At 49.3% G+C, this 21833-nt stretch carries 23 protein-coding genes; 13 read left to right on the top strand and 10 right to left on the bottom strand.

Features of this window, described 5'->3' with window-relative positions; genetic code table 11:
* Positions 1–15: 15 nt before the first annotated feature.
* The 4 genes from ubiB to J3B89_RS17250 all read right to left on the bottom strand — a co-directional run bounded on the left by ubiB (position 16) and on the right by J3B89_RS17250 (position 4121).
* Positions 16–1644: a ubiquinone biosynthesis regulatory protein kinase UbiB gene (ubiB, locus tag J3B89_RS17265; protein WP_215398912.1), complete on the bottom strand. Its 1629-nt coding sequence runs from the start codon at positions 1642–1644 to the stop codon at positions 16–18.
* Entirely contained in the window at positions 1644–2204 is a 561-nt protein-coding gene (locus tag J3B89_RS17260) for a ubiquinone biosynthesis accessory factor UbiJ (RefSeq protein ID WP_251372522.1), read from the bottom strand. The genes ubiB and J3B89_RS17260 overlap by 1 nt, the downstream gene beginning before the upstream one ends.
* A gap of 47 nt (positions 2205–2251) precedes the next feature.
* Positions 2252–3007 (bottom strand): bifunctional demethylmenaquinone methyltransferase/2-methoxy-6-polyprenyl-1,4-benzoquinol methylase UbiE, encoded by a 756-nt coding sequence (gene ubiE / locus J3B89_RS17255; RefSeq protein ID WP_215398914.1) that lies wholly within the window; start codon positions 3005–3007, stop codon positions 2252–2254.
* 82 nt (positions 3008–3089) lie between these two features.
* Positions 3090–4121, bottom strand: coding sequence for a GGDEF domain-containing protein (locus tag J3B89_RS17250; RefSeq protein ID WP_215398915.1), 1032 nt, complete (start codon positions 4119–4121; stop codon positions 3090–3092).
* Positions 4122–4407: 286 nt separating this feature from the next.
* Here J3B89_RS17250 and J3B89_RS17245 point away from each other — a divergent pair, with 286 nt between their 5' ends.
* On the top strand, positions 4408–6153 hold the full coding sequence (locus tag J3B89_RS17245) for a DUF885 domain-containing protein (protein WP_215398916.1): 1746 nt from the start codon (positions 4408–4410) through the stop codon (positions 6151–6153).
* A 43-nt stretch (positions 6154–6196) separates the two neighbouring features.
* Positions 6197–6691 (top strand): hypothetical protein, encoded by a 495-nt coding sequence (locus J3B89_RS17240; RefSeq protein WP_215398917.1) that lies wholly within the window; start codon positions 6197–6199, stop codon positions 6689–6691.
* 8 nt (positions 6692–6699) lie between these two features.
* Here J3B89_RS17240 and J3B89_RS17235 read toward each other — a convergent pair whose 3' ends face one another.
* A complete protein-coding gene (locus J3B89_RS17235) occupies positions 6700–6930 on the bottom strand; it encodes a hypothetical protein (protein ID WP_215398918.1) in 231 nt (76 codons plus the stop codon).
* 54 nt (positions 6931–6984) lie between these two features.
* Positions 6985–7443, bottom strand: a complete 459-nt coding sequence (locus tag J3B89_RS17230) for an EVE domain-containing protein (protein WP_215398919.1) — start codon at positions 7441–7443, stop codon at positions 6985–6987.
* A 70-nt stretch (positions 7444–7513) separates the two neighbouring features.
* On the opposite strand from J3B89_RS17230, the gene tesB reads away from it, so the two are divergent.
* Positions 7514–8383 carry an acyl-CoA thioesterase II gene (gene tesB / locus J3B89_RS17225; RefSeq protein WP_215398920.1) on the top strand — a complete coding sequence of 290 codons (870 nt, stop codon included), beginning with the start codon at positions 7514–7516 and terminating at the stop codon, positions 8381–8383.
* Here tesB and plsB read toward each other — a convergent pair.
* Positions 8380–10821: a glycerol-3-phosphate 1-O-acyltransferase PlsB gene (gene plsB, locus J3B89_RS17220; protein ID WP_215398921.1), complete on the bottom strand. Its 2442-nt coding sequence runs from the start codon at positions 10819–10821 to the stop codon at positions 8380–8382. The two genes, tesB and plsB, sit on opposite strands and share 4 nt — an antisense overlap.
* A 135-nt stretch (positions 10822–10956) precedes the next feature.
* Between plsB and lexA the strand changes: the two genes are divergently transcribed.
* The 5 genes from lexA to J3B89_RS17195 all read left to right on the top strand — a co-directional run bounded on the left by lexA (position 10957) and on the right by J3B89_RS17195 (position 16061).
* Entirely contained in the window at positions 10957–11574 is a 618-nt protein-coding gene (gene lexA / locus J3B89_RS17215; protein WP_215398922.1) for a transcriptional repressor LexA, read from the top strand.
* A gap of 379 nt (positions 11575–11953) precedes the next feature.
* Positions 11954–13024 (top strand): cytochrome c oxidase subunit II, encoded by a 1071-nt coding sequence (coxB, locus tag J3B89_RS17210; RefSeq protein WP_215398923.1) that lies wholly within the window; start codon positions 11954–11956, stop codon positions 13022–13024.
* 3 nt (positions 13025–13027) lie between these two features.
* The gene (gene ctaD, locus J3B89_RS17205) at positions 13028–14611 is read left to right on the top strand and encodes a cytochrome c oxidase subunit I (RefSeq protein WP_092795264.1); all 1584 of its coding nucleotides are present in this window, start codon (positions 13028–13030) and stop codon (positions 14609–14611) included.
* Between the two features lie 9 nt (positions 14612–14620).
* A complete protein-coding gene (locus tag J3B89_RS17200; protein WP_215398924.1) occupies positions 14621–15181 on the top strand; it encodes a cytochrome c oxidase assembly protein in 561 nt (186 codons plus the stop codon).
* A gap of 1 nt (position 15182) precedes the next feature.
* Positions 15183–16061, top strand: a complete 879-nt coding sequence (locus J3B89_RS17195; RefSeq protein ID WP_215398925.1) for a cytochrome c oxidase subunit 3 — start codon at positions 15183–15185, stop codon at positions 16059–16061.
* Positions 16062–16063: 2 nt separating this feature from the next.
* Here J3B89_RS17195 and J3B89_RS17190 read toward each other — a convergent pair whose 3' ends face one another.
* Complete coding sequence (locus tag J3B89_RS17190) at positions 16064–16273, bottom strand: DUF2909 domain-containing protein (protein ID WP_215398926.1); 210 nt, start codon at positions 16271–16273, stop codon at positions 16064–16066.
* A gap of 26 nt (positions 16274–16299) precedes the next feature.
* Here J3B89_RS17190 and J3B89_RS17185 point away from each other — a divergent pair, with 26 nt between their 5' ends.
* From J3B89_RS17185 to J3B89_RS17165, 5 genes are read left to right on the top strand one after another with little or no spacing between them, the layout of a single operon-like run.
* Positions 16300–17031 carry an SURF1 family protein gene (locus tag J3B89_RS17185; RefSeq protein ID WP_215398927.1) on the top strand — a complete coding sequence of 244 codons (732 nt, stop codon included), beginning with the start codon at positions 16300–16302 and terminating at the stop codon, positions 17029–17031.
* Positions 17024–17536 carry a redox-active disulfide-containing membrane protein gene (locus J3B89_RS17180; protein ID WP_215398928.1) on the top strand — a complete coding sequence of 171 codons (513 nt, stop codon included), beginning with the start codon at positions 17024–17026 and terminating at the stop codon, positions 17534–17536. The genes J3B89_RS17185 and J3B89_RS17180 overlap by 8 nt, the downstream gene beginning before the upstream one ends.
* A gap of 14 nt (positions 17537–17550) precedes the next feature.
* Positions 17551–18552: a COX15/CtaA family protein gene (locus J3B89_RS17175; protein ID WP_215398929.1), complete on the top strand. Its 1002-nt coding sequence runs from the start codon at positions 17551–17553 to the stop codon at positions 18550–18552.
* Entirely contained in the window at positions 18549–19460 is a 912-nt protein-coding gene (gene cyoE, locus J3B89_RS17170; protein WP_215398930.1) for a heme o synthase, read from the top strand. The genes J3B89_RS17175 and cyoE overlap by 4 nt, the downstream gene beginning before the upstream one ends.
* Entirely contained in the window at positions 19450–20091 is a 642-nt protein-coding gene (locus J3B89_RS17165) for an SCO family protein (protein ID WP_215398931.1), read from the top strand. The genes cyoE and J3B89_RS17165 overlap by 11 nt, the downstream gene beginning before the upstream one ends.
* Here J3B89_RS17165 and J3B89_RS17160 read toward each other — a convergent pair.
* Positions 20084–21097, bottom strand: coding sequence for a polysaccharide deacetylase family protein (locus J3B89_RS17160; RefSeq protein ID WP_215398932.1), 1014 nt, complete (start codon positions 21095–21097; stop codon positions 20084–20086). The genes J3B89_RS17165 and J3B89_RS17160 overlap by 8 nt on opposite strands.
* A gap of 89 nt (positions 21098–21186) precedes the next feature.
* Positions 21187–21765, bottom strand: a complete 579-nt coding sequence (nfuA, locus tag J3B89_RS17155; RefSeq protein ID WP_215398933.1) for a Fe-S biogenesis protein NfuA — start codon at positions 21763–21765, stop codon at positions 21187–21189.
* Positions 21766–21833 lie beyond the last annotated feature (68 nt).

The raw sequence follows: 21833 nt of genomic DNA, 5'->3' as shown, positions 1-21833 counted from the left end.
GTTATGACAAATCTGTTATTGCACTAACGCTTTAATACCAAAGCCTGCACTTACTGCCAGCAGTATTACTGCCAGAGTGTGGCTGCCGATACTGAACACTATACTAGCACTGATCAATGCTGCTGCAGCAAAGGTCGCCGCAACTATTTGTTGCCTGGCTTTTTGCTGTTGCCCGGCCAGTTGTTGCAGCTGTTGTAACAGTTGTCTTTGCTGCCTGGGACCTTGCTCCAGATATTGATGCAGCAGATTTGGCATCTGCGGCAGTTTTTCTGCCCAAAACGGCAGGTTGTCTTTAACCTGACGCCATACAGCCGGCAAACCAACCTGCTGTTTGACCCAGTTTTCCAGAAATGGTTTGGCTGTTTTCCATAAATCCAGTTGCGGATACAACTGGCGGCCCAGGCCTTCAATATACAACAGTGTTTTCTGTAATAACACCAGCTGTGGCTGAACTTGCATATCAAAACGCCGTGCCGTGCTGAACAGGTTTAATAGCACATGGCCAAAAGAGATTTCGGCCAGCGGTTTTTGAAAAATAGGCTCGCAAACGGTGCGAATGGCGCTTTCAAACTCTTCTACCTTGGTATGAGCTGGCACCCAGCCGGAGTCAACGTGTAACTGGGCCACTTTTTTATAGTCGCGGTTAAAAAAGGCCACAAAATTTTCTGCCAGATACCGCTTATCTTCGGCATTTAACGTGCCGACAATACCGCAGTCAATACCAATGTATTTCGGGTTCGCCGGGGTTTCGCGCGAGACAAAAATATTGCCAGGGTGCATATCAGCATGAAAGAAGCTGTCGCGGAACACCTGAGTAAAAAATACTTCCACGCCACGTTTGGCCAACAACTCCATATCAGTGCCTTGTGCCTTAAGTGCTGCAATATCTGCTACCGGTATACCGTAAATACGCTCCATTACCATCACATTGGCACGGCTGTAATCACTGTAGACAAAGGGAATGTATAGCGAGTCTGAGTCTTCAAAATTACGTCGCAGCTGAATAGCATTCGCGGCTTCGCGCTGCAGGTCCAGTTCATCCAGAATCGTTTTACGGTACTCTGATACCACTTCGCGTGGCCGTAAACGCTTACCATCAGGTAAAAAGCGTGCTGCCGCATCAGCCAGAGTATCCATCAGTGCTAAATCTGCCAGAATTTGTTGCTTAATGTCTGGCCGGATAACTTTAATCACGACATCTGCCAGGCTGCCATCTGCCAACAGCAGTTGTGCGGTGTGTACCTGAGCAATCGAAGCTGATGCCAGCGGAGTCTGGTTAAAGTCAGCAAACAGCTGGTTAATGCTGTCCAACTCCAATGCCTGTTCAATTAGTTGTTGCGCCTGGGCGCCGTCAAAGGGCGGTACTTTATCCTGCAGCTTGGCCAACTCGTCGGCCAGCTGTGGCGGAAACAAGTCGCGTCGTGTTGATAACATCTGGCCGAATTTAACCCAAACCGGGCCCAGGCTTTGCAGCGCCAAACGCAGCCGCACACCAACTGGCTGGTCCGGATGGCGGTTGCGCAGCCAGAACAAGCTGCGACGCAACATCCGTGCATACCAGGGTTGCCATTGTGCGGGGATAAGTTCATCCAGGCCGAACTGCAATAAGGTTTTCTGGATTTGATAAAAACGGCTGATACGCACTATAACTCCTGAAAAGCTTGCAGTTGTTGCTGCATCACATCAACTCTGGCTGCCAATTCACTGACTGCGCCACTAAACCGGGTCATCTCAATAGCTGTGGGGGTTAATTGCAGTTCATCTTGCGCCAGTTCAGTGCTAAGTTGTTGTAAAATTATGGCTTTATCACTCAGATACTGGTGTATATGGTGTAAGCTCAGCGCAATTTTATGTGCGGCGGCATCACCAACATAAGCAGACAGTGTTTGCTGCCAGTCCGGTTCCAGTTGCTGAAAAAAATGGCTGTACTGCTGCGCAACCTGAATATCGCCGTCTATCTGTAGTGCATCGGCTTTTATCAACCGGGTCAACTGGCTGGGGTCGCGTAATAAACGCAGGCTGGCTAGATCCGTTGCGATGGTACAATCTACAGCTTCATCATGTTGATTAAATAAAATGCCCTGTGCGCTGGCACTGAGTACCAGTGTCACGGGCCACTCCCGTAGCCGGAACGATAACTGCTTACCATGCAGGCGGTTAAGCCTGACTGCGGCGTGTGGGTCCATTGCAATTAATCTGGCCATGGTTTTTTCTGCCACGGCGCACAGCAGCTGGGGCAGCAAAGGCAACATCAGAATTTATAGCCCCGGTGCAGTGCCACTATGCCCCCGGTCAGGTTGTGGTAGCTGACTTGCGCAAACCCTGCGTCCTGCATCATGCTTTTCAGCGTTTCCTGATCCGGGTGCATACGGATAGACTCTGCCAGATACTGATAGCTGTCTTTGTCGTTGGCAACCAGTTGGCCAATAGTGGGTAGCAGTTTAAACGAGTACAGATCGTATACTTTACTTAGCCATTGCTGTTCTGGTTTGGAAAACTCCAGCACCAGCAAGCGGCCTCCTGGCTTTAATACCCGGAACATAGAGCGTAGTGCTGCGTCTTTGTCAGTCACGTTACGCAAGCCAAAACCAATGCTGATAATGTCAAAACTGTTGTCGGCAAAGGGCAGCGCTTCAGCATTGGCCTGCACATACTCGATATTGTTCACCAAACCCATATCACGCAGTTTGTCGCGGCCTACATTAAGCATAGAGGCATTAATATCTGCCAGCACCACTTTACCGCCTGGCCCGACCCGTTTTGAAAACAACGCTGTGATATCACCGGTACCGCCGGCCAGATCAAGCACCTGCTGGCCCGGGCGCACGCCGCTGCAATCGATGGTAAAGCGTTTCCACAGCCGGTGAATGCCAAGTGACATTAAATCGTTCATCACATCGTATTTGGCGGCGACTGAGTGAAACACATTCGCTACCAAGGACACCTTCTGCTCGGCGGCAACAGTTTTATAGCCAAAGTGCGTAGTGTTGGGGTTCTGATCTGTCATGCTGCTGGCCTGTTGGCGAAGAAATGTGGCTAGTGTAAAAGATAAAGCTGCATCAGCCAACTTATCTGTTGGCTTTTATAACCTAAGCGGGCAGTGCCAGCATAGTTTCGCTGGCAACCTGATTCCGGCCGCGCTGTTTGGCCAGTGTTAATACGTCGGTAGTGCGTGCTAAAAACTGATACCAGTTTTCACTATGCTGATACAAAGATACGCCCAGTGAAATAGTTACTTTGGGTAAGGCTTTCTTGCTGCGGGCTGAGACAAAACGCAGTTTTTCCACACCGCGGCGCACCTGTTCAGCAATTTCGCTGGCGCTGCGTAAATCGACATCCGGCAGCAGGATCAGAAACTCTTCTCCGCCTGCCCGCACCGGTAAACCGCTACTTTGCACATAACTGCTGATTTTACGTGCTACTTTCGACAGGATAACATCGCCGATAGCGCTGCCATAATCCTGGTTAAAACGGCTGAAATGGTCTAAATCAATGGCAATGGCGGCAACACGCCGACCAGGTTGTTCGGTAAACCATAACTCCAACTGCTGTTGCATTGCCGAGCGGTTATACAAGCCGGTTAGCGGGTCCAGTTGGCGTTGTAACTTAAGTTGCTCCAGCTCATGCCGTAACTGATGGCTTTGTTGATTAGCTTGCTCCAATTGTTGCTGCAACTGATACTGGCCGGTACGAAACTCCAGAGTTTGCTGGCGCAGCTGCTCAACTATCGAAAGGATATTTTCGCCATTTTGCTGTTGTTGTAGTTGCAGTAAACTGAAATCCAACTGCTGCAGGTAATCGGCAACCTGTTCAGCCGCCAGATCGGTATAACCGGTAAGGCGGCTAACAATACCTGAGGCATCTTGCAGCAGTTGTTCTTGTTGTGGGTTCGCCGGGGTCAGGTAGCGGCTATACAAATCCGCCATAATAAAATCGTCAAACGGAGTTTTGGCACTCAGCTTATGCTCAATTGCAGTGCACAGCCCAGCGTGATGACCGCTGATATAGTCGTAGCACACGGCATAATTTACCGGATGAGCTGCAAGGCCGGCACGCTGTAAAAATACTTTTACCTGCGCCGCTTTCTCGCTGGCTTGTTCCAGTGAATCCTGATACTTCATAAGACCACGTATAACTCCGCTGACAGGTAGACACTGGGGTTACCTGAATTGTTAACGAATACTTCGCTAGCCCCATAGTACGCGATTCTATGCGACAGGCAACAGCTCTGTCTGACAAAAAAATACAGCTGTTGAATTTAACATCAAATTGACCGGATTATCGACACCCGACAGAGCATACTTTGGTAGTAAAAACGTTAAAAAGCAGCTTTGTCTGGTTTAGTTGCCTGTAATCTGTGATTAAAGCAGATACAATCGAAGCGTCTTTTTTGTGGGAATAATCAAAATGAAAACCACTGTAAATATTAAATCACTGTTTTTAGTTGTAATGTGTACAGTTTTGTTGTCGGCTTGCGCAACAACAACGCGCAACAGCGATAAACAGTTTACCGAACTGGCACAACAACTGTGGCAGGCTCAGCAGCAGTTAAATGAAACGCCGCCGGGTGAGCTGACCGATATGTCGCCGCAGGCACTGGAGCAGCGGCACCAGCAGCGTCTGGGTTGGCAGTCCAGATTACAACAAATTAATGTGAAAGCACTGTCAGAGCAAAACCAGATTAATCATGCCATTTTAGCGTATCGTCTGGCCGATCAGATAGATGAATACCGTTTTGGCGCACATTTAATGCCGTTGACATCCGAATCCGGCTTTCATACCAACCTTGGCTTTATGGTGCAGCGTGGCAGCTTTAAAACGGCAGCAGATTATCAGCACTATCTGCAAAAGCTCGCTGCTATTCCCCGTTATATGCAACAACAAACGGACTGGATGAAACAGGGCCTGGCCAAAGGCGTAACCCAACCTAAGGCTGTGCTGAAAGGCTTTGAGCAAAGCATTATTTCGTATGTGGTACAAGACCCGACACAAAGCGTGTTTTATCAGCCATTTAACCGTAAACCGGCATTTATCAGCGAAACCGAATGGCAGCAGCTTAGCGCCCAGGCTGTTGAGCAGATTATGCAGGCAGTAAACCCGGCCTATCAGGCATTTTATGATTTTATGGTGAATGAGTATTTGCCCGGTGCCAGAGAGACTATTGCCGCCAGCGCTTTACCAGATGGCGCAGCGTTTTACCAAAACCGGTTGGAGCATTACACCACGCTAAAGCTGACACCACAGCAGGTACATCAAACCGGCCTGGATGAGGTAAAGCGCATCCGGGCACAAATGCAGCAGGTAATTGATCAGCTTGGCTTTACCGGCAGTTTTGCTGAATTTATTCAGTATTTGCGTACCGATCCGCAATTTTATGCCAAAACACCTGATGAGCTGATGCGCTATGCCGCTTATCTGGCAAAAAAAGCTGATGCTGAACTGCCAAAGTTATTCAAAACCTTGCCCCGTACCCCTTATGGTGTGGTTCCGGTACCGGCAGAAATTGCCCCTAAATACACTACAGGGCGTTATTCCGGGCCTGCCCGTGATGATCAGGCCGGTTTCTATTGGGTAAATACTTACGCGCTGGATCGTCGGCCATTGTACGAAATGGAGGCACTAACACTGCACGAAGCCGTGCCCGGCCACCATTTGCAAATTGCACTTGCCCGTGAACATGCCGAATTGCCGGATTATCGCCGCAGCTTTTATACCTCAGCTTTCGGTGAAGGCTGGGGGTTGTACGCTGAATATCTGGGGTTGGAAATGGGCTTTTATCAGGAGCCTTACAGCAATTTTGGCCGTCTGACCTATGAAATGTGGCGTGCTGCGCGGCTGGTGGTTGATACTGGCATGCATACCATGGGTTGGAGCCGTCAGCAGGCAATAGATTTTCTGGCTGAAAATACCGCTTTATCAATGCACAACGTAACGACCGAAATAGATCGCTATATCAGCTGGCCGGCGCAGGCGCTGTCTTATAAGTTAGGTGAAATTACCATTAAACAGTTACGCGCCGAAGCGGAACAGGCATTGGGCGATCGCTTCAACGTGCGTGAGTTTCATGACGTAGTGCTGAGTAATGGCAGTGTGCCACTGGCGGTGCTGGAGCAGCAGGTGCGTGCTTACATTGCCCGGCAGCAAAAGGGTTAGCTTATACAGTCTGGCAACCGGGATAAACAGGAAGTAAAGCTGCATGGTGTGGATGTTGTTGATAGGCGTGTTAGTTTTGGTGCTGCTGTACATACTGTGGCAGATGGAGCTGATTGGTAAAACAAACAAAAGCCTGCAAATTAAGTTACAACAACGCGAGCAAGAATTGCTGCGTATGCAGCAGGCAGTGTTTCAGCTGGCTGAGCAGCAAAAAATGCTGCTTGAGCAGCGGCTGGGTAAGTTGGGGGCTGAGTCACGCTTAAGTAAACAGGAAATGGCGGCGATACAATTGCTATGTCAGTTATTACCGCTGGTTACCCGCGAGTCTTGTAACAAGGCTATACCGGCACAACAAACCATCAAATTGTATTTACGCCAGCATAAAACGCTGGAATTTGGTCAACTGGAATTGATGATGATCAAACATAGCAGGCTTACGGCATTGTGGCAGAACAATAGCCTGATATCATATTTGCAGTTATGTACCGTTGCCGTAGCGCTGGCAGAAGAAACTCAGGCGCAGCTTAACAGCGCCTGAGTCCGTATTTAGTGTCTTAGAATAACTTGGGGCTCGGTGTCTATCTGTCCTTCAATATCAATAGCGGCTAATTTGCCATCGGCTGTCAGCACCGCAAGGTTGCCCTCGGCCATATGGCGAACGAACAATAAATCGTACCCAAATCGCTGTAATTCAGCGACAGAAAACTTTTGTGCCAGATTCAAATCTTCCCAGAAATAATGTATATCCTTATCCATCTGGCGCCGTTCGTGTGTCATGTCAGGCTCCAACTACCAGGGATAACAGGTTTCAGGTTACATCAGGTATGCGGATCAGACAAGCTGCATTATGGTTTGCCATTGCGCTTCGTTAACCGGCATAACAGAAAGCCTGCTGCCTTTTTGTACAACAGGCAGCTCACTGAGCTTAGCGGAGCTTTTTAGTTTGTCCAGCGAAATTATCGCTGGCAGTTTGCGTTCAAATACCAGATCAACGGCTATCCAGCGTGGTTTATCTGTTGAAGATTTGCTGTCAAAATAAACACTTGCTGAATTAAACTGGCTGGGATCCGGGTAACCAGAGCGAACCACTCTGGCAATGCCAGCTACTCCGATCAGTTTGCAACTGGAGTGATAGATAAATACCTTGTCGCCTGCTTTTACACCGTCGCGCAGCATATTACGTGCCTGATAATTGCGTACACCCTCCCATACTATTGCGGTGTCGGGTGCGTTGGCAAAATCATCAATACTGCATTCAGAAGGTTCTGTTTTAAATAACCAGTAGGCCATCTTTGCTGATCTCCTTAGTTTGCGGCAGAATACCATTATATTTTACCGCAACGGAACAGAAGGTGAGGCTATGAGTCAGGTATTACAGAATTTGCTGACATTACTGAAACTGGAAACCATAGAGCAAGGCCTGTATCGCGGCCAAAGCCAGGATCTGGGTTTTAAGGCGGTATTTGGTGGCCAGGTTATGGGGCAGGCTTTATCTGCCGCGAAAGAAACGATGGCTGAAGAGCGCAAGGTGCACTCGTTTCATTCTTATTTTTTACGCCCCGGAGACGCTGGCAAACCGATAGTATATGAAGTTGAAAATATCCGTGACGGTAAAAGTTTCAGTACCCGGCGGGTAAGTGCCATTCAGTTTGGTAAACCGATATTTTATTTAACGGCATCGTTTCAATCCGAAGAGAGCGGTTTTGAGCATCAGGACCAAATGCCAACAGTACCTGGCCCGGAAGAGCTGGTATCCGATCTGGAGTTCTATCAGCAGCATGCTGAGCTCATTCCTGACAGTTTACGCAGCAAGTTTATCTGTGAAAAGCCCATTGAAATGCGCCCGGTAGATTTTCAAAACCCGTTTAAACCACAAATAAGTGCTGCTAAACGCTATGTCTGGTTTAAAGCCAATGGCGCTATGCCGGATGATTTACGTGTGCATAAATACTTGCTGGCTTATGCGTCTGATTTTAACTTTTTACCAACAGCACTGCAGCCACATGGTAAGTCGTTTATGGCGCCGAATATGCAGGTAGCCACTATAGATCATGCCATGTGGTTTCATCAGGATTTCCGCTTCGACGACTGGTTACTGTATGCGGTAGACAGCCCCAGCGCGTCAGGCGGGCGTGGGCTGGTTCGCGGCCAGTTTTTTAACCGCGATGGTGTACTGGTGGCTTCTACTATACAAGAAGGTGTGATCCGCGCTTACCCAACCAGCCGCTAAGACGGCTTGGTGGGGATAATGCTGTGGATACTTTGCAGCACGTCGTTGCGCAGTAAGCGGCTGACGGTGTCTTTTAACAGGGGCAGTTGTACGGTTGAGCTGACACGGCTTTGCTCATCGGTTTGAGTGTAGCCATTGTCTTTTAGCGCATTGAGCAATGTACTAAAGAGCTGTTTATCGTAGTATTCCGGCGCAGTAATGCCATGCAGGCTTAACAGACGCTGTGCCAGTTCATGGCTGTGTTTTTCCAGATCCGCACGGCTTTGCGGGCTCTGATTTTCGATTAGCTGTAACACCATGGCATAGCGCTGTAATGTGTGTTCGGCGTTATTGGCCAGCAGGCTCAGCATAAAGTAACCATTACTGTGCTGTGTTGGGGCCCGGTAATTGTCGCCGTCTTGCTCTGCCAGGCCGCCATCCACCAGATGCTGCAATATAGCTGTGCAGTAAACCTCAACTGAGCTGATGTTGAGAAACAGTTCCTGCTGTAGCAATGGATACAACTGCTGTATCACCGCATTTAACTGCTGGCGGCTGATATCGCGCTGATGCAGAATACTGCAGGCAATAATGGCTGGCAGCATAAATAAATGCAGTACGTTGTTGCGATAATAACTGAGTAATATCGCATTGTTGTCTGTCAGGCTGATTAGCTGGCCAAAACTGTCATTGTGTTGCTGCACTTTTTGCAGGCTAAGCGCATGATCGAGCAACTGCCCGGCAGGCTCTTGTGGCAGTGTCACTTGTTTGTGGTACGGTGCGCAGCGCTGCAACGACAGATAGAAGTCAATTTGCTGTTCCAGTTCTGTGCGCGTTAGTGTGTGTTTGTCAGTTGCCAGTAAACACAGGGCGATCAGATTTATGCTGTTCAGCGCGGCAGCCTGATTAATACGCTGCATCATGTTATCGGCCAGTTGTGCAACTACCGGGTTTAGCCATTGCGGTTTTTGCACTTCCAGCGTGTCTATATCCTGTTTCCAGTCAGGTACCTGCTGATTCAGATAGTTATTCAGTGTTACAGGCTCGCCAAAGTTGACGTAACCATAGCCGTAATCACGCAGGTTGCGGATGGCTTTTATCACACCCAGGGCCGATTCTTTCTGCTTGCCGGAGCCTTTTAATTCGTGCAGGTAAGTGTTTACTTCCATTACATGCTCATAACCCAGATAAACCGGTACCAGGGTCACCGGCCGTTCTATACCGCGCAGCATAGACTGTAACGTCATCGCCAGCATGCCGGTTTTGGGTTGTAGTAAGCGGCCTGTGCGGCTGCGCCCGCCTTCGGTGTAGTATTTTATTGAGTAGCCTTTACTGAAAAGCTGGCACAAATACTCACGAAATACCGCAGAATACAGTTTATTGCCGCTGAAACTACGACGGATAAAAAATGCACCGCCACGGCGGAAGATGGTACCGGCAGGCCAGAAATTCAGGTTAATACCGGCAGCGATATGTGGTGGTGCCAAACCTTGCTGGTAAATAACATAACTTAGCAGCAGGTAATCCATATGGCTGCGATGGCAGGGGATATAGACAATTTCATGGCCTTTTTGTGCCAGATCGCGCAGCACATCAGCATTATTTACTTTAATGCCGGTGTAGAGTTTATGCCATAGCCAACGCAGCACTCTGTCACCTACACGCAGCGTTGATGCCCGGTAGTCAGCGGCAATTTCCAGCAGCAGTTTACGTGCTTCTTGCCGGGCGGCTTTTACCGGTATGCGCTTGGCTTTGGCTTCATCATCAATGGCTTTTTTCAGCGCGGGTGCTGCCAGCAGAGCATTAAACAACTGTGGGCGGTTAACCAGCTTAGGCCCGTTTGCAGCCAGACGCTGACGATAAAAGTGAAACCGCGACATACGCAATAGCTTGTGTGCCGTTTGCTCTTCGCTGCCAAACTGTGCTGCCATTTGTTGTAACGATACCGGATGGCTAAACCGTGCCAGGCTGTGGCGGCCGGACACCAGTACAATTAATAGCTTGGCCAGCCAGTTAGGCGCATGCGCTTCACCTATCAGGCCTTTTATACTGTTTTCCTTACCCGGTGCCCGGCCCCACAATAATGATACGGGTACCAATTGTGCATTTAAGGCCGGATCAGCCAGATGAGCCTGCAGTAATGCCTGGCCCTGAGCCAGAGCAGTGGTTTTACCGCGTTTAAACAGCAGAGTATGTGGTTTTTCCAGAAATAAAGTACGTGGGTGCATGCTGCCGCTCAGGCTGACATTATCATTTGGATCCGGCAGCGCCAGCTTGGCACAAATACGCCTGATTGCAGCCAGATCTGCAGCAGATTCGGTGGTGCAGATATAAAACAGCGGGCGGCTGGTGTCCAGTGCCAGCTCAGCAACCGGATGCTCCGGAACAACTTTGTACTTCAGCAATGGCCACATCGGCCATTTTAACAAGGCAGCAAATAACTTAACTGGCCGAAACATACCTGACCCCCTGGAAAAAAGGCGTTTAGCATAGCACGGAAGCGTTAGCGGGAAAATTGCCAGCTACAGGCCACACTTGCATTTGCACTTTGGCTGTATATACTGACAGTATTCACTGTACAGGTAACCAGCACTATGAGACCTCTGACACCAAGACAGGCAGAAATTCTGCAATTGATAAAAACCTACCAGCAAGATAGTGGCATGCCGCCAACCCGGGCTGAAATTGCCCAGCAGTTAGGCTTTAAATCGGCCAATGCTGCTGAAGAGCATTTAAAAGCGCTGGCAAAAAAGGGTGTTATTGAAATGATGCCGGGTACGTCCCGCGGCATTCGCCTGGTAGACACAGACGAGCCAGAGCAATTGGGTTTGCCATTAATTGGTAAAGTGGCTGCAGGCCAGCCAATTCTGGCAACTGAACATGTGCAGGATTATTATCAGGTAGATGCCAACCTGTTTAAACCGCATGCTGATTTTTTGCTACGGGTACAGGGTATGAGTATGCAGGATATTGGTATTCTGGACGGTGACTTGCTGGCCGTGCATAAAACCAGTCAGGCGCAACCTGGTCAGGTTATTGTAGCCCGGGTTGATGAAGATGTGACTGTTAAACGGTTTCAGCGCGACGGTAACACCGTATTACTGCAACCGGAAAATAAAGACTTTGATGTGATCAAAGTAGACTTACGCGCTCAGCATTTTGCCGTAGAAGGCTTGGCTGTAGGCGTTATTCGTAATGGCAGTTGGTTATAATTTGTACTAACCTCAATAGGTTATTTGTTAACGGGCGCTGGTATGACCACTAAGGTTTGCCGGCGCTTTTGTTATTTAGGGGTTTACACTGAGACAGATTTGGATAATTCTTAGGCTGAAACTGATTAAAAAATAACAACAGAGTCAGTTTTTGGTTTCAGCGCTAGCCCCGAAACCACAGGTAATAATAACAATAATAAACTGATGAAACTTCATACATGGGTTCGGTGTGGGTGGGTAAGAACCGTGTAGTACTGTGTACTTAGTTTCTGCAGTTTGCTTTGCAAAATGACAGAGGAGAAGTCCAGTGACGAAAACGCGCAGTCTTCGTTGGTCGCTGCCAACCCTGCTTTTAGCTGCAACCGTTAATGCAACAGATATGCCTTTAAATATGACCAGAGGCGTAACAGAAATCAGTCAGCAGGTTTATGACTTGCATATGACCATTTTCTGGATTTGTTGTGTAATTGGTGCAGTGGTGTTCGGGATCATGTTCTGGTCTATCGTTCGCCATCGAAAAGCGCGGGGCGTGCAGCCAGCCCAATTCCATGAAAGTACCAAAGTAGAAATACTCTGGACCGCTATACCGGTATTAATTCTGATCCTTATGGCCATTCCGGCTACTAAAACCCTTATTGCTATGGAAGATACCACAGAGGCTGATGTCACTGTGCTGGTAACCGGTTCGCAGTGGAAATGGCATTACAAATACCTGGAGAACGATGTGGAATTTTACTCTTTGCTGGCCACGCCCAAAGAGCAGATTACCAACAGGTTTGCCAAAGGAGAGAACTATCTGCTGGAAGTTGACCGGCCGCTGGTGATCCCCACCGGTAAAAAGGTGCGTTTTCTGATGACCTCTGACGATGTGATCCACTCCTGGTGGGTACCTGCTTTCGCTGTGAAAAAAGATGCTAACCCCGGCTTTATTAACGAAGCCTGGACCCGGGTAGATGAGCCTGGTATTTACCGTGGTCAGTGCGCTGAGTTATGTGGCAAAGACCATGGTTTTATGCCAATAGTGGTGATTGCCAAGAGCCCGGCTGACTACGAGCAATGGGTTAATGGAGAGGCCGAGCGCATTGCAAAAGCAAGAGCAGAAGAGCAAGAACTGCTGGCAATGAATATGAGTATGGAAGAGTTGATGAGCGTAGGGGCGCGCACCTACACCGCTTATTGCGCTGCCTGTCATCAACCTAACGGTGAGGGCTTGCCGGGTATTTTCCCGGCGCTTAAAGGCAGTGCCATGGCATTGAATGATATGCCGGGCCATATCAATATCGTACTCAATGGTAAAGCCGGAACCTCTATGCAGGCTTATGCCAGGCAACTTAGTTTAAAAGAAATTGCTGCCGTAATTACCTATGAGCGTAATGCCTGGGGTAACAATACCGGTGAACTGGTGCAGGCTGCTGATGTGCATGCCGTCATGCAAGGTAAAGGGGAATAGCCGATGAGTGCAGTAGTGACAGATCATGAGCACGAACATCATGACCACAAACCCAGCGGTATAAAGCGCTGGTTATATACCACCAACCATAAAGATATTGGCACCATGTACCTGGTGTTTGCGCTGATTATGTTTTTTATCGGCGGCGCTATGGCAATGGTGATCCGCGCTGAGTTATTTCAACCCGGTATGCAGTTTGTTGAGCCTAACTTTTTTAACCAGATGACGACAGTGCACGGCCTGATCATGGTATTTGGTGCGGTAATGCCGGCCTTTACCGGGCTGGCAAACTGGATGATACCAATGATGATTGGCGCGCCGGATATGGCGTTACCGCGGATGAATAACTGGAGCTTCTGGATCCTGCCGTTTGCATTTTTAATTCTGTTGATGTCACTGTTTATGCCAGGTGGTGGCCCCAGTTTCGGTTGGACGTTCTACGCGCCGTTATCAACCACCTATAGTGGTGACAGCACGGCGTTATTTGTGTTTTCAGTGCACATTATGGGTATATCGTCCATCATGGGTGCCATCAACGTTATCGTGACCATCTTTAACCTGCGCGCACCGGGCATGACCTGGATGAAGATGCCATTGTTTGTCTGGACCTGGCTGATTACCGCCTTCCTGCTGATTATGGTGATGCCGGTGTTAGCCGGTGTGGTGACGATGGTACTGACCGATAAATACTTTGGTACCAGCTTTTTTGATGCTGCCGGTGGCGGCGACCCGGTGCTGTTTCAGCATATTTTCTGGTTTTTCGGCCACCCTGAAGTGTACATCATGATATTACCGGCCTTTGGTATAGTGTCGAGCATAGTGCCCACCTTTGCCCGCAAGCCGCTGTTTGGCTATGCCTCTATGGTATATGCCACTTCTAGTATTGCGTTGCTGTCGTTTCTGGTATGGGCACACCATATGTTTACCACTGGGATGCCGGTAGCCGGGGCGTTGTTTTTTATGTACTGCACCATGCTGATAGCAGTGCCCACCGGTGTAAAAGTATTTAACTGGGTGGCCACGATGTGGCGCGGCGCTATGACATTTGAAGTGCCAATGATGTTTGCGCTGGCATTTATCGTGCTGTTTACCATCGGCGGTTTCTCGGGTCTGATGCTGGCGATTACTCCGGCAGATTTCCAGTACCACGATACCTATTTTGTGGTGGCGCATTTCCATTATGTACTGGTAACCGGCGCAGTGTTTTCGATTATTGCGGCGGCTTACTACTGGTTACCCAAATGGACCGGGCATATGTATGACGAAAAGCTGGGGCAATGGCATTTCTGGTGCTCACTGATTTCAGTCAACATGCTGTTTTTCCCGATGCACTTTGTCGGTTTGGCCGGTATGCCGCGGCGTATTCCGGATTACGCGCTGCAGTTTGCTGATTTTAATGCCTTTATCAGCATTGGTGGTTTTCTGTTTGGCGCTTCACAACTGATTTTTGTCGCGGTGCTGGTGAAATGTGCCCGTGGTGGTGAAAAAGCCACAGCGCAGGTATGGGAAGGGGCTGAAGGACTGGAATGGGAAGTACCCTCACCGGCGCCGTATCATACCTTTGAAACGCCACCGGTAATTAAGTAGGAGCGTGTTATGGCACTAAAACATAAACCGTTAACCTTTAAGCTGGCTGTAACCGCTCTGGCGATGTTTGGTTTTGGTTTTGCGCTGGTGCCGTTATATGACGTGTTCTGTGATCTGACCGGTTTAAATGGTAAAACCGCCGCGACGGCTGCCAGTGCCGATGCAGCAATGATTGATACCAGCCGTGAAGTGGTGATTGAGTTTATTGCCCGGCCAAACAAACAAATGCCCTGGGTGTTTAAGCCAGAGGTGCGCCGCATGACGGTGCACCCCGGGGAAATTCATATTATGAATTATCTGGCTGAAAACCCAACGGGGCGCATGATTGTTGGCCAGGCGGTACCGTCAGTATCACCCGGTCAGGCCGCCTTGTACTTTCACAAAATAGAGTGTTTTTGCTTTACCCAGCAACAGTTAGCGGGCGGTAAAAACATGCTGATGCCGTTACAGTTTTATGTCGACCCGGCACTGCCCAGCCAGTTTTCCACCATTACGCTGTCGTATACGCTTTATGACGTAACCAGCGCCTGGACCGGTGATACTGCTGCGTCGTCACAACTTGGGGAATAACATGAGTAAAACCTACGAAAAATATTATGTTCCCGCCCAAAGCCCATGGCCGATAGTCGGCGCTGTGGCGCTGTTTTTAATTGCCTTTGGTGCAGGTAACTATGTTAACGAAGTGACCAGACAACAACCAGGTTATGGCGGCTATATGCTGGCAGCCGGTTTTGTCGTACTGATTTTTATGCTGTTTGGCTGGTTTAAAAACGTTATCGACGAATCGATGAGTGGTTTATACAGTGTGCAGATGGACCGCTCATTCCGCCAGGGTATGAGTTGGTTTATTGTCTCTGAAGTCATGTTTTTTATGGCATTCTTCGGAGCTTTATTCTATGGCCGGGTAATAGCGCTGGATTGGCTTAGCGGTGGCAGTAATAACGCCATGACATTTGAAATTTTGTGGCCAAGCTTTGAAGCTATGTGGCCGCTACTGAAAACGCCGGGTGGTATTGAAACACAGGCTATGCCTGCTACCGGCTTGCCGCTTATCAACACTGCCATTCTGGTTATTTCCTCGGTTACGCTGCATTTTGCCCATACCGGCTTGGAGCAGAGTAAACGCGGCCAGTTAAAAATAATGTTGCTGGTAACCTTATTGCTGGGTGCAACGTTCCTTGGTTTACAGGTGTACGAATATATTCATGCTTACCGTGATTTGGGGTTAACGCTGGCATCAGGGTTTTACGGCAATACGTTCTTTTTGCTGACCGGTTTTCACGGTATGCATGTCACGTTGGGCGCCATTATTTTGCTGTTTGTGTTTTTCCGCGTGCTTAAAGGCCATTTCACGCCAGAGAAACACTTCGCCTTTCAGGCTGCAGCCTGGTACTGGCACTTTGTTGATGTGGTTTGGTTGTGTCTTTATGTATTCGTTTACGTGATCTGATGTTAGTAAGGCCTGGGGTTCTGATCTAAGAACCCCAGTGCCTGAGCGATAAAAATCAGTATCAGCACCAGAGCAGAAAACATGACACGCCGACCAAGATAACGCGACATTTTTACCTCTGGCTGAGGCTGGCGCAGCATCACCAGCCCTGCACGCACCAGATTAGCAATAATAAAAAGTAGTAGCGCTATGATAATAATTTTAAGCAACATGAGTAACACTCTCCGGGCTAGGTGTTATGCGCGTTAAACTGGCTAACCAGATTTTCGCACTTAATACGCTGTGGGTCGTTCTCACTTTGACCGCTTTTGCCATTTTAATCAACCTGTCGTGGTGGCAGCTAAGCCGTGCTGCTGAAAAAACCGAGCAGCTTGCGCGTCTGGCACAATTACAGGCAGATGGTGCCGTTACGCCAGCACAATTAACCCGGTTGTCGGCCACTGATATTGATGGTGTACCGCTAAAAGGTAAGGCCAGTTGGCTGGCGCCTTATGTCTGGTTGCTGGACAACCAGATTGTTAACGGCAGAGTGGGTTATGACGTAATAGTGCCGGTACAGGCGGTGGGTATGACCCGGCCATTGTTGGTCAATCTGGGCTGGCTGGCCGGGGCTGACAGCCGTGAAACATTGCCGCAGCTTGATATTGCCAGCGAGGTTGTATTGGATGGTTTACTGCGTACTAAGGTAGATGGCCTGTTGTTACTTGGTCAGAATGCTGAAGATAACGGCCAGTGGCCAATGCGGATCCAGCAGGTAGATTATGCTGAACTGGCGCTGCAAAGTGGCCTGGAGCTTTATCCGGCGTTGTTGTACCAACAACATGCCAGTGATTTTATACCGCATTATCAGCCAGTTGTATTATCACCAGAGAAGCACCGCGGCTATGCACTGCAGTGGTTTTTACTGGCAGTTGCCGTAGTAGGCGTAGCATTGGCTGCCAGTCATCAGGGGAAAGCAAAACATGAATAAGAAAAAATTTCTGCTGTTATTTGTTTTGTGCTGCGCATTGCCATTGCTGGCTGCCAAACTGGTGCTGGAGTTTGGCTGGTTTAATAGCGGCGTTTCCAGTAAAGGCGAGTGGCAGCAAAGCGAAGTATTTCTGTTAGATGCAACAAATGCTAAAGCGCACTGGCGGCTGGCTGTCGCTCCCAAAGCTGAGTGCGATAAGCCGTGTCAGCAGGCGTTATTTACCATTCAGCAACTTTATGTCGGGTTGGGGCGCAAGCAGGTGCAAGTACAGCCTGTACTGATCAGCGAGCACAGCCCGCCGGAAGCTTACACGGCTTTTACCCGATACAGCGCTGTTCAGCCTGTACCAGAAACACTGCAAAACCGCATTTTACTGATTGACCAGCAAGGGTTGGTACTGCTGAGTTATCCGGTGCCGCTGGTACAAACTGAACTGGCCAATACCGCCAGAGCTATCCGGCAAGACCTACTTAAACTACTTAACTATGATCGGACTAGCGTATGAGATCGGATCAGCGTATGAAAACACAACAATGGCTGGCGACTATCGCCGTTTTTCTTACCATGGGCGTTATTTTACTCGGTGCTTACACCCGTTTGACAGATGCCGGGCTTGGCTGCCCGGACTGGCCCGGTTGTTATGGTTTTTTAAAGGTCCCCAAGCAAGAGCATCATATTGCGGCAGCTATGGAGGCATTTCCAGAGCGGCCACTGGAAGCGCATAAAGCCTGGAACGAAATGGTGCACCGGTACTTTGCCGGTAGCCTGGGGCTGTTAATTTCGGCAATATTTTTCGTCGCCTTACTGCGCAAACAAAGTAATAAGTTAATACCCACTGCTTTGTTGGCGCTGGTGGTGTTTCAGGCGGCACTCGGCATGTGGACAGTAACGCTGAATTTACTGCCGCTGGTGGTAATGGGGCACTTGCTGGGCGGCTTTACGCTGCTATGCCTGCTGGCCGTGTACTGGCTAAAGCTGCATCCCGACTACCGGGTGTATGAACCACAGCTTATATCACTAAAGCCATTTGCTGTGCTGGCGGTTGCTGTTTTAACGGTGCAGATAGCCCTGGGCGGCTGGACAGCAGCAAATTATGCGGCGCTGGCCTGTATAGAATTACCGGTATGTGAAGCCGGTTGGCTGCAACGTATGAATATCAGCGAAGCCTTTGATTTACATCTGGGGCATGACGACTACGAGTATGGTGTGATGTCGGCGGAGGCGCGCCAGACAGTGCATGTGTTCCACCGCTTTGGCGCAGTCGTAACTTTAATTGTGTTGTCAGCTTTTCTGCTACAGCTGTGGCGCCGGGTGAGCAGTACGTTACTCAAGCGGCTTACTTTAGCGGCTGCAGGGTTATTGCTGCTACAGTTTAGTCTGGGTGTACTTAATGTGGCGCTGCATTTACCACTGGCTAACGCGGTGGCGCATAACTTCGTGGCTGCTAATTTATTAATGTTGCTGGTAATAATTTGCATGCAATTGCGTACAACTCAGCCTACCGGCAAGGAGAGCTTATGACTGCTATTACACGTTCACGCGCTGGCATCAGCCGGGCACGCGACTATCTGGAACTGACCAAACCTAAAGTCGTGGCCTTGCTGGTACTGACAGCCTGGGTCGGCATGATGTTGGCAGTGCCAGGCTTACCCGATTTAATCACCTTACTGGCTGCTACGCTGGGTATCGGTTTGTTATCTGCGGCGGCGGCTGCAATAAACCACGTGGTAGATAAACGTATTGATGCGCAGATGGCCCGCACATACAGCCGGCCTGTGGCTAAAGGTCGCGTTAGTGGCGCCGAAGCGACCGCTTTTGCGTTTAGTCTGGCACTTACCGGTTTTGTGCTGTTGTATCTGACAGTAAATGCGTTAACGGCATGGTTAACGCTGGCCAGCCTGTTTGGCTATGCCGTGGTGTACACCATGTTTTTAAAGCGCGCTACACCACAAAATATCGTTATAGGTGGCCTGGCCGGTGCTATGCCACCTTTGCTGGGCTGGACAGCTATAACCGGCGAAATCCACAGCCATGCGTTGTTGCTGGTGATGATTATTTTTGCCTGGACACCGCCGCACTTCTGGGCGCTGGCAATTCACCGCCGTGATGATTATGCCAAAGTAAATATGCCGATGTTGCCGGTAACGCATGGCATTGAATTTACTAAAAGTGTGATTTGCCTTTATACGGTGCTGTTGTTTATTGTCTGTTTAATGCCTTACCTGGTAGGGATGAGCGGTGCTATTTATCTGGCAGGCAGTGCGCTGCTAAACCTGCGTTTTATGCAGTACGCCTGGAAATTGAAATTTAATGCCGATGCCGGTACTGCCATGGCAACCTTTAAGTTTTCTATTGTCCATCTGATGGTATTATTTCTGCTGTTATTAGTGGACCACTACTTTAAGGTATCGCCAATCTATGTTTCGTAATCTGATGTATGTTTTACTTGCTGTTGCGGCAATGGTTGCCGGTGTGTTGTTGTATCAGTTTTCGCAAACCAGCGCTGAGCCGGAGCTGGCACTGGTTTATCCGCAGCCAAGAGCCCTGGCAGACTTTACGCTGACCGACCAGCATGGTGAAACAGTCAACCGTGAGCGTTTGTACGGCCAGTGGACGCTGGCCTTTGTTGGTTACACCTACTGCCCGGATATTTGCCCGTTAACCCTGGCTAAACTGGCCGGTGTGCAGCCCGATTTAGCGGCAATGGTAAAGCAACCGCTTAAAGTATGGTTTATTTCGGTCGACCCGAACCGGGACACCACCGAGCAGCTAAATAATTACGTCAGTTATTTTGAGCAAGCCAATGTGCTGGGCATGACAGCAGGCCATGATCAGCTATTTCCTTTTGTACGCCAGCTGGGGCTGATGTACGCACTAAGCAGTACTACACAGGCCGATTATCTGGTTGATCACAGCGCATCTGTGGCGCTGATAAACCCGCAGGGGCAATTGGTGGCCATGTTTAAACCACCGATGCAGGTGGGGGAGCTGCCGGTTATAAACGCCGAACAGCTGTTAGCAGATTTTCCGTTGGTGCTTAACAAGCTTAAGGCTAATTAAGCCACGGCTGGGAATACCAGTAAAAATAGCCTTTTTTACTCAGCGACGGTGCGGTGCAGTTGTAGCGGCTGCGGCCGCGGTTCAGCGCTTTGCCGGCGCTAACGCTAAAGGTGTTGTCGTCCAGCCACTGTGGTTGCAGCACTTCGCTACCGGCAAAACATTGCAGCTGGTTGCGGTTGAAATCTTCTACTTTTAATGACAGCTTCAGTTGGGGCGGGTTAGCACTGATAACCGGGTTAACGCCATGATAATCGGTAATGTTAAACGCCAGAGTACGTAATTTTTGCGCCAAATCTTTTAAATCAGCATATTGCCCTGCTGCCGGATAACGCGGAATACGGGTTAAGACGGTATGGTTACCAATAGCGCCGGATTGCTGGCCAATACCAATAAAACCCAGCTCAGTAACCAGCTGTTCCAGTTCACTACTATATTCGCCATAAGGGTACGCCAACCATTGATGGCGCTGGCCGGTAACCTGCTCAATTTTATCTTCGGCTGCCAGAATGCTTTGCTTCATCCGCTCACGCCACTGCGCCTGGCTTTCGCCCGCTTCGGGCCTGGCCATATGCTCATGCCGCATAGCATGGTTTGCCACCAGTACTCCGTCGTCAGACATTTGCTTTACCTGCTGCCAGTTCAGCAAAGGGCCGTCACCTTTATCTATACTGCCGGGGCTGATAAAAATAGTGTACGGATAACCAAATTCCTGCAGGATAGGGTGTGCCGTGGTAAAGTTATTTTCATAGCTGTCGTCAAAGGTAATCACTATGCTGTCAGGCGCAACCGGCTCACCTTTTCGCAGCTGGCTGATAAGTACGTCAAGGCCGATAACCTGAAAGTTATTATCTTTAAAGTACTGTAAATGGCCGCGCAGTTCCTCGGCGGTAACACTGCTTACACGCGGAGTATCGCTGGCAACATGGTGGTAAATCAGCATTACAGCGGCCTGCGCCGACAATGTCAGGCTAAGCAGCAATGCAACAAAACAAAAGAGTTTTTTCATAAACAGGACACCCGCGTGGCAATAAAACGAAGCCGTTTTATAGCACAAGCGGGCGTTAAACGCAGCTTTAGTCAGGTAAGCGGCTTGGATCAGTAGTAAGAGTGCTCGCCACGCTGGTGCTCGGTGATATCACGCACGCCTTTGAGCTCACCGCTAAAGCGGTTTAGCAGCTCTTTCTCGATGCCTTCTTTCAGTGTTAAATCAACTTGAGAACAGCCATTACAACCACCGCCGAATTGCAAAATAGCGACGCCATCTTTGGTCAGCTCCATTACGCTGACTCTGCCGCCGTGATTAGCCAGTTGCGGGTTAATTTCGCTGTCAATCACGTACTGCACCCGTTCCATCAGTGAGGCGTCGTCACTCACCTTGCGTACTTTGGCGTTTGGCGCTTTTAATGTCAGCTGCGAACCCATCTGATCGGTAACAAAATCAATATCGGCATCCACTAAAAATGGTTGGCTTTCGCTGTCCACTACCGCATCAAAACCGTTAAAGTTCAGGGTCAGGTCGGTGTCTTCTACGGCGTCCGGCGGGCAGTAAGATACGCCGCACTCCGCTTGGGCTGTGCCTGGGTTAACGACAAACACCCTGATATTTGTGCCTGCCGGTTGCTTTGACAGCAGCTTGGCAAAATGCAGCTGTGCCTGTTCTGAAATCGTGATCATAATAGTACCTGACTAAATTACTAGGTTAATGCCTATGATACTCCTCCTGTTTCTTTGAAGCCAGCCCC

Origin of the sequence: Rheinheimera oceanensis (genome assembly GCF_018831085.1) — a bacterium.
Lineage (GTDB): Bacteria > Pseudomonadota > Gammaproteobacteria > Enterobacterales > Alteromonadaceae > Alishewanella > Alishewanella oceanensis.
The sequence above is the reverse complement of the archived record's forward strand: the minus strand, read 5'-3'. Positions and strand labels throughout refer to the sequence as shown.